Raw genomic sequence first — 7,704 nt, forward strand, 5'->3', positions numbered from 1 at the left:
AAAAGGTTTAAATTATAATTTTAAAAATTATTAATAGATTATTTGGATAATTTATTTCTTATTTCAATTAATGAATTATTATTGTTTTTTTCTTATTAATTGGAATAATAAATAAATTTTTTAAAAATTTATTTAATTAACTTTATGATTATGCTAAAATCATCAGTGATTTTTAGATTTTAATCAATTATTGAATTATATTTATCTATTATGTAATTTCTTTAATCTTAATAAATTAGAATTTTTGTAAATTTTCTAATGATTGAAGAAATAGCTGTTGAAATTCATTTAATGGAGGATAAGTTTTGAAAAATAATAAGATTTTATTATTGTTTTCTCTTATACTTTTGATTATGGTTAGTTTGTCTGTTGTTTCTGCATCAGATAATTCCATATTGGGAGATTCTAATCATGCCTTAGGAGAAAATGATAATTCCTTAAGAATTAGTTCTTATTCTTCTTTAAAATATTCTTTAGGTGATAGTGAAAGTAATGACTTAAATGATGGCATTGATTTTGATGGTGCTAATTTAGATGGTGCTGATAATGGTTCTAGTGGTGCTGATGATGTTTCTCTTAATGGAACTGATGATAATGAGAGTAATAATGAAAGCAATCTCAATGAAACTATAGACTTTTCTAATAGGTCTAATAATCTATTTTTAGTAAATTCTGAAAACTTTTATATTTTCTTTGATGAAAATAATGTCTTGAGAGAAATCTATGGTGGATGCACACTTGTATTCGAAGGTAATTTCACAGATATGGATACAATTGAAATCGCTTATCCTTACACTCATATAGCAGGCAGAGATGCATTATTCAATAACACTGCACTTTGTCTAACTGCTAATGATATAGAATTGGCTGATATTCAAATGGTTCTTGATAAGGATCTTTCTGATAACGATAATGCAGCCCTATTAGTCTTATCTGATAACATTGCAATAAACAACATTTCCCTGAATTATACAGTTCCAAACGCGACATCCGGATTTTTAGTTTATAGTGAAGATATAGGAAGAAAGCTTGAAAACTTATCAATAATTAACAGTTCCTTTAATTTCACTGGAAACAATCTCTATGGCGGATGGGACTATGGCATTTTCTTGGATAATACTGATAATGCCTTGATTTATGGCAATAGGATAGATTCATATATCCCTTTACGTAATGTGGACTGGGGTGCTGAAATCTATGGTGGTATCAGTATGGATGCAGTTGCAAGTATTGCAGTGCAGAATTCCAATTTCCTAAGATTGTCTGGAAATGAGATAAATACCTATGTCACTGAGGGTGCTGGAGGTTATCCTACCTTGGATTCCATTATGTTCTATAATTGTAAAAATATTACAATTGACCAAAATGATATTTATCTTGAAGACATTGACAGTAAGGAAGGAAAGAACAATTATCTCTATGCATTGGACTTTTATTTCTGTGATGATGCGACAATTGCAATGAATGACATAGAAGTCTTTACTACAGGAGGTAGGGCAGGAGAAGGAACTGCATACCCTATACAGATTAATGGGCCAGCAAACAATATGAAAGTGGCATTCAATAATCTTACCACCTTTAACTTTGGTCCTAATTGCGGTATTTACTCTGAAAATTACTATGGTGACACACATATTGATATAATCAGCAATTTCATCAATGTCACAGGTCTTGCAAGTACCCATTACTTTGCTCTTGTTGCAGGCATTGAAGTTCAGGACACCAATGACAGAATTTGGAACAACACCATTATTGTAAACAATTTAGGAAATTATAGTGCAAACAACAATATTTATGGTATAAGCTACACCCAGAATACTGGAGGCAATCACAGTTATAATATCCAATACAATAATGTTACAACCAATGGTTTATATGCCGTTGAATTGAAAGGTTCAGATTCTGTAGTTACCGATTCAATTATTTCAAATAATGTCTTAAACACTGCTGTAACTAGCGGTAATCGTGCAGTAATAGTTGATGGTAATAAAAAGAATGTTACCATTCGTAATAATACTGATGGCACATTTAAAAATGTTCTTGATGAAAACAATTATCCTGAATGGCTGAAAAACTTCTTGGTAAACACCAATGTTGAGACTCGCGATTTTAAATGGGTCACGGAAGCTGTAAGCAATGCATCTAACGGTACTGGCTTTGACAATAAATCTGGTAACAATACTGGTTTGGATGATTTAGGCGGTAATGACACCATAGGCAATAATACAAATGGAACAGATTCATTGATAGAGAATAATTCTACAGGAAATGGTACAGGAAACGGAACAGAAGGAAATAGTACAAATCCAAGTCCTATTAGTGGAGGAAGTGGGGATGGCAATAACACAGATGCCGATTCCACAGATGATACTAATTCCACTGGTCCTTCAGATTCAGACCCTACCAATAACACTGATCCAGAGCCTATAAATAATACTGACCCAAATCCTATTAATAACACTGATTCTAAGCCTGTAAATGATACTGAAGATGATAATAAGACAGACCCAGAACCAATGAACAATACAGAGCCTCAGCCAGTAAATAATACAGATCCTTTACCAGAAAATCCAGTTGAACCTGTAAATAACACTGATTCTGAGCCTGTAAACAATACAGAACCAGTTAATCAGACAAATTCTACAGAGCCTATCAATAACACTGAGATTGAAAATCAGACTAATGCTACAGAGATAATCGATAACAATACAAACCAGACTGTAATGGAAGATGATAATTTAGACCCTAAAGAATCTTATGATGCTACTCAAGATGAGAAGGAGTCACCAAGCGATGATGATGAAAAGTCTAATCCTGGTGATTCTGGTGATGAATTAGTTAATTCTGAAGATCCAAGTAATCCTCAAGATTCTCAAGAGAATCAAGAAGATTTTAATGAGGAAAATAAGGATTCTGAGGATACTACTAATCCAAGCAGTCCTAGAGTTGGGGACTCACATTCAGATTCTGCTTCCAGTCCAGGGTTAAGTGGTGCATCTGCTTCCAATAATGCTTATGAATTGGATAAGAAGGTGGAAGATGTCATTACCAAATCCGTAGATTATGTTTCCCTTGCAGGAATTTGTATTGCTGCTCTATTATTGATTTTAGTCGGTTATAAACATCAAAAGGATATTGAAGAAGAAGACTAAAAATTTAATTAAAGGGTTAATTGAATTTTTAGAAAATATCTTAATCTTGTTTTAAGTTTTTCTAAAATAATTCATTTATCCTTTTTTATATTTTTTAAGGTGTTCCCAAAAACCTATTTTTTGAAAAATTTTTTATTTTTTCTTTTTTTAAAATCATTTATTTTGAATATTTTTAATTATTTTTTCCTATTTTTGTCTTTTGAATTTTTAAAATTTTTAGATTTTAATCAATTTAGCCTATTTTTAACATTTTATAAATTTTCCTTTCTTTTCTATTTTTAAAAAATAATTTAAAGCAATGAAAATGTTTTTGGAGGAATAAATATTACATCTCCTTCCTTTTCAATTGAATCGGTCTGATTTGAAATTACTATTCCATATTCTGCATTTAATTTATTAATTCCCTTTTTGATTTGTTTATTGTCCTTTTTGCCCATTCCCACTTCGATTGGAATAGGGTTCTGGAAGTGTTTTTGAAGGATGAAATCAACTCCTCCCTTCTCTGCATCATAATATATGTTAAACAATGGAAACTCTCCATTATATGATAAATTATACAGGCTGGAAGCAACTAAATTCTCTAATAGGATTCCTTCATAATCCCTTTTTTCAAAAATTGTGTTTCCGAATTCCTCATTTATTGCATTTTTTATACTTGCTGTTGCTAAATAATATTTCCATTGTTTCTTTATTCTTTTTGTGGCTCCTCCATAGGCTTCCCAGTGGAAAACCAGTTGTGTTCTTTCCAATGTGGAAAGAATTGAATTAACCTTACTCTTGCTGGTATTTAGATTGGCCGCAATTTTTCCCTGACTTATTTCTCCAGGTTTTTGTGATGCAAGGAAAACAAGTATTCTATATGTGTAATTCCTTAGGTCATTTGTGAGATTATATTCAGTTGCAATGTCCTGAGAGACTATTTTGGATATGGTTGACCATATCTCATTTTGTATAGTCTCTTTTGACCTTTTATTTAATGTTGATGGAAATGAGCCGTATTTAAAGTAATTGTCCCAATCTGATGAGTTGTAATCCCTTAAAGCAATCAAGTCATTTTTTATTTTTTCTTCCTTTTGCTGGGCTTTTTCGTATTCTCCATTTAGGATTAAGTTTTTTAAGTCATTCCTTATCTCTGTATGATAATCATATTTCAATTTTAAGTGTTCTGTGTAGTTTAAGGGTAATACTGGTCGAACTGTCAATCTTCTTGCAGCATCTGCATTAAAGTCAAGATGCAATGATGAGGAACCGGTTATGAGTAAAAAGATATTTGGGGTTTCATCATAGATCAGTTTTCCATTCAATGCCCAGTTCTTGTCATAATGTGCCTCATCTATTAAGAGGAATATTGCTTTGTCCAATTGGAGAATGCTGGTATTGTGGAATTTTTCTAGGAATATCTCTAATGTGTTGTAGATATTCACATCACCCATTGCATGTAATTTTTCACAGGAAATGTATAATATCTCATTTGGATTGATGTTTTTTTCCTTTATCAGATATTCGTATGTTTGGTAAAGCAATGTTGTTTTTCCCACTCCTCTTAGTCCTGGCAGTGAAAAAAACCTTTCTTCACTTTCCAAATCTAAAAATGCATCTATCATTTCTGTTATTTTATAATAATCATCACGTTTATTGTATTTTTTATTATCTTTTCCACTAATCCTGCTATTTATTGTTGATGGAAAATTTAATAATTGTTTAGTGAGATAATTCTCAATTGTTTTTTTCATGTAATCACTAGCTATTGCTGACATATATTTTAGTATATTTTTCTTTGTTTATATATGTGTTCTAGATTTAGAACGATACTTTATAAATAGATGTTCTAAATTTAGAACGATTTTTATAATTGGATGTTTTTTTTGATTCCTTGTAATTTGATTTTCTAAATCTCCAACGATTTTTTAATTGGATATTATAAATTATCGGTTCTTTGTAATTTGATTTTCTAAATTTAGAACGATTCCTAAATAAATATGGATGTTTTATCTTTAGAAAATATGCATATATTTTAATTTATTAGAGTATTATTAAGCGAATTTTTTTTGATTTAATTATTTTTCTTCTGCTCTTTTTTTTTCAATTGATTTCAATTAGGACATCTTTCTCATATGCCTATTGGTTTTATATTTAAAAAAGCTTTTTGAGAGCATTTGGAAAGTATTTGCCATGTATGGTTTACTATTTTTTAAAACAACAATTTTTATAATTTCTAATCCTTTTTACTTTTTTTAGTTAACTTTATATATTATGTAATACATACTATAGTATGTTGTATAGTCCCGTAGGGTAGTGGTAATCCTTCTAGGCTTTGGACCCGGAGACGGCGGTTCGACTCCGCTCGGGACTATTTTTTTATGGACCTTTGTTATAACACTGTTATATTCATCTTTTTTATTGTTATTTTTTTTATTTTTAACTTTTCACTATTTTTTAAATTTTAATAAGAATTTTTATTTTTCACTATTTCTTTAAATTTTAAAAAAAATTTTCTATTTTATTTTTTTCCGTTTTTAATAAGAATTTTTATTTTTCACTATTTCTTTAAATTTTAATAAAAATTTTCTATTTTATTTTTTTCCGTTTTTAATAAAAATTTTTAATTTTTTACTATTTCTTAAATTTTAATAAAAATTTTAACTTTTAACACTCTTTTTGAATTTTATTTTTTTAATTAATTTTTTTAGAATTATTTTCTATTTCACTATTTTTAAAAATCATTATTTTTTTGTAAAATTTCAATTTAAAAGCAATATTCTATTATTTTCATAAAATTTAATTTAATTAGGTTTTTTTTAATAAAATAATAGAATATTTGCTCTTATTTGTCGATTTTAAGGGAATAATTTATATATTATGATGGGCTATGTAATATTTAACATATAATATTTTTGAGGGGGATTTTTTATTATTAAATCAAGATTGGCTGTTTCCATGGGAAAATTGTCCTTTTTAATTGCTAGGCGTTTAGGTAAAAAGGGCACTGCACTTCCAGGTAAGGTGGCCTTAACATTTGATCCGGAATTATTGGCAAGACTTGGAAAAAAATGTGACAGGATTGTATTCATCACAGGAACCAATGGCAAGACAACCACCAGCAATCTTTTAACTCATGTTTTAAAGGGTGCTTATGATGACGTATTATCCAATCCAAATGGTTCAAACATGATTCAAGGAGTTTTAAGTCCATTCATTACAGATTCAAAAGACCACTATGATCTAGGTGTTTTTGAAGTTGATGAAGGTTCAGTTCCTATTGTTTCCCAATTCATCAAGCCGGATTACTTTATCATCACTAATTTCTTTAGGGATCAGTTGGACAGATATGGTGAGGTTGAAAAGGCAATAAAGATGGTTCATGATTCCATTTCTCCTGAAACGGTCTTGATTATTAATTCAGACGAACCTTCCCTGCTTCGTTTTGATGATTTGCCAAATAAAAAAATATATTATGGATTTGCCATGACCAAATTTGCAAGAGATGAGATAAATGTGGCAGAATCCATTTTCTGTCCCAATTGCGGTGGAAGATTAAGCTATGAATATATCCATTATGGGAATGTAGGCAAGTTTTTCTGCAAATCTTGTGGCATTAAAAATCATGAGGCTGATTATCTTTTGGACTCTTTGGATTTGAATGATGCCCTTTATGATTTTAAGGTTATTTCCAATCCATCTGACCATGATTATGTCTCAAACCTTTTGGGTTTGTATAACTTATACAACACCTTAGGGGTTATAAGCCTTGCAAGTGAAATGGGTTTAAGTCATGATCTTATTTATGAAAGATTAAATGATTTTGAATACCGATTGGGCAGAATGGAAATATTTCATTTTAGAAAAAAGGACATTGTTTTGGTTCTTTCCAAAAATCCTGTAGGATTGTCTGAAGTATTCAGCACCATAAGCTATGATGAGCATGAAAAGTCAGTGATGTTTATTTTAAATGACTATGCCCCTGATGGAAAGGATGTTTCATGGATTTGGGATGCTCATTTTGAGGAGATAGCAAATATTCCAAATCTTAAAAGCTTTTATTGTGTAGGGACCCGTGCAGAGGATTTGGCCTTAAGGTTAAAGTATGGAGGGATTGATGAAAGCATTTTAAGAATCTATCCTGCAAAGGACCAGACTGACATTAAGGATGCACTTAATTCCATTTTGGAGGAAGATTTTAAATCCTATGTGATTGGAACATTTACTGCAATGCCTGAAGCACGTAAGATTCTTTTAAAAAGAGAATCCCAAGGATTTTAATTAGAAGTTTAATTGTTTAATAAGGGAATCTCAGGTTTTTAATTAGAAGTTTAATCGTTTAATAAGGGAATCCCAAGGATTTTAATTAGAAGTTTAATTGTTTAATAAGGGAATCTCAGGTTTTTAATTAGAAGTTTAATCGTTTAATAAGGGAATCCCAAGGATTTTAATTAGAAGTTTAATTGTTTAATAAGGGAATCTCAGGTTTTTAATTAGAAGTTTAATCGTTTAATAAGGGAATCCCAAGGATTTTAATTAGAAGTTTAATTGTTTAATAAGGGAATCTCAGGTT

At 30.1% G+C, this 7,704-nt stretch carries 3 protein-coding genes and 1 tRNA gene; 3 read left to right on the plus strand and 1 reads right to left on the minus strand.

Annotated elements, in window-relative coordinates:
- Window positions 1-305: 305 nt before the first annotated feature.
- A complete protein-coding gene (locus Q0138_RS00830; protein WP_297979603.1) occupies window positions 306-3,152 on the plus strand; it encodes a hypothetical protein in 2,847 nt (948 codons plus the stop codon).
- A 290-nt stretch (window positions 3,153-3,442) separates the two neighbouring features.
- On the opposite strand, the gene Q0138_RS00835 is transcribed toward Q0138_RS00830, so the two are convergent.
- Window positions 3,443-4,909 carry an AAA family ATPase gene (locus tag Q0138_RS00835; RefSeq protein WP_297979606.1) on the minus strand — a complete coding sequence of 489 codons (1,467 nt, stop codon included), beginning with the start codon at window positions 4,907-4,909 and terminating at the stop codon, window positions 3,443-3,445.
- Window positions 4,910-5,433: 524 nt separating this feature from the next.
- Here Q0138_RS00835 and Q0138_RS00840 point away from each other — a divergent pair.
- Both Q0138_RS00840 and Q0138_RS00845 read left to right on the plus strand, forming a co-directional pair.
- Window positions 5,434-5,505 (plus strand) — tRNA-Gln (locus tag Q0138_RS00840).
- 584 nt (window positions 5,506-6,089) lie between these two features.
- Window positions 6,090-7,412, plus strand: a complete 1,323-nt coding sequence (locus Q0138_RS00845; protein ID WP_297979609.1) for a MurT ligase domain-containing protein — start codon at window positions 6,090-6,092, stop codon at window positions 7,410-7,412.
- The last annotated feature ends 292 nt before the right edge of the window (window positions 7,413-7,704 follow it).

It is taken from the genome of uncultured Methanobrevibacter sp., from assembly GCF_937906425.1.
In the GTDB taxonomy this organism is placed as follows: domain Archaea; phylum Methanobacteriota; class Methanobacteria; order Methanobacteriales; family Methanobacteriaceae; genus Methanobrevibacter.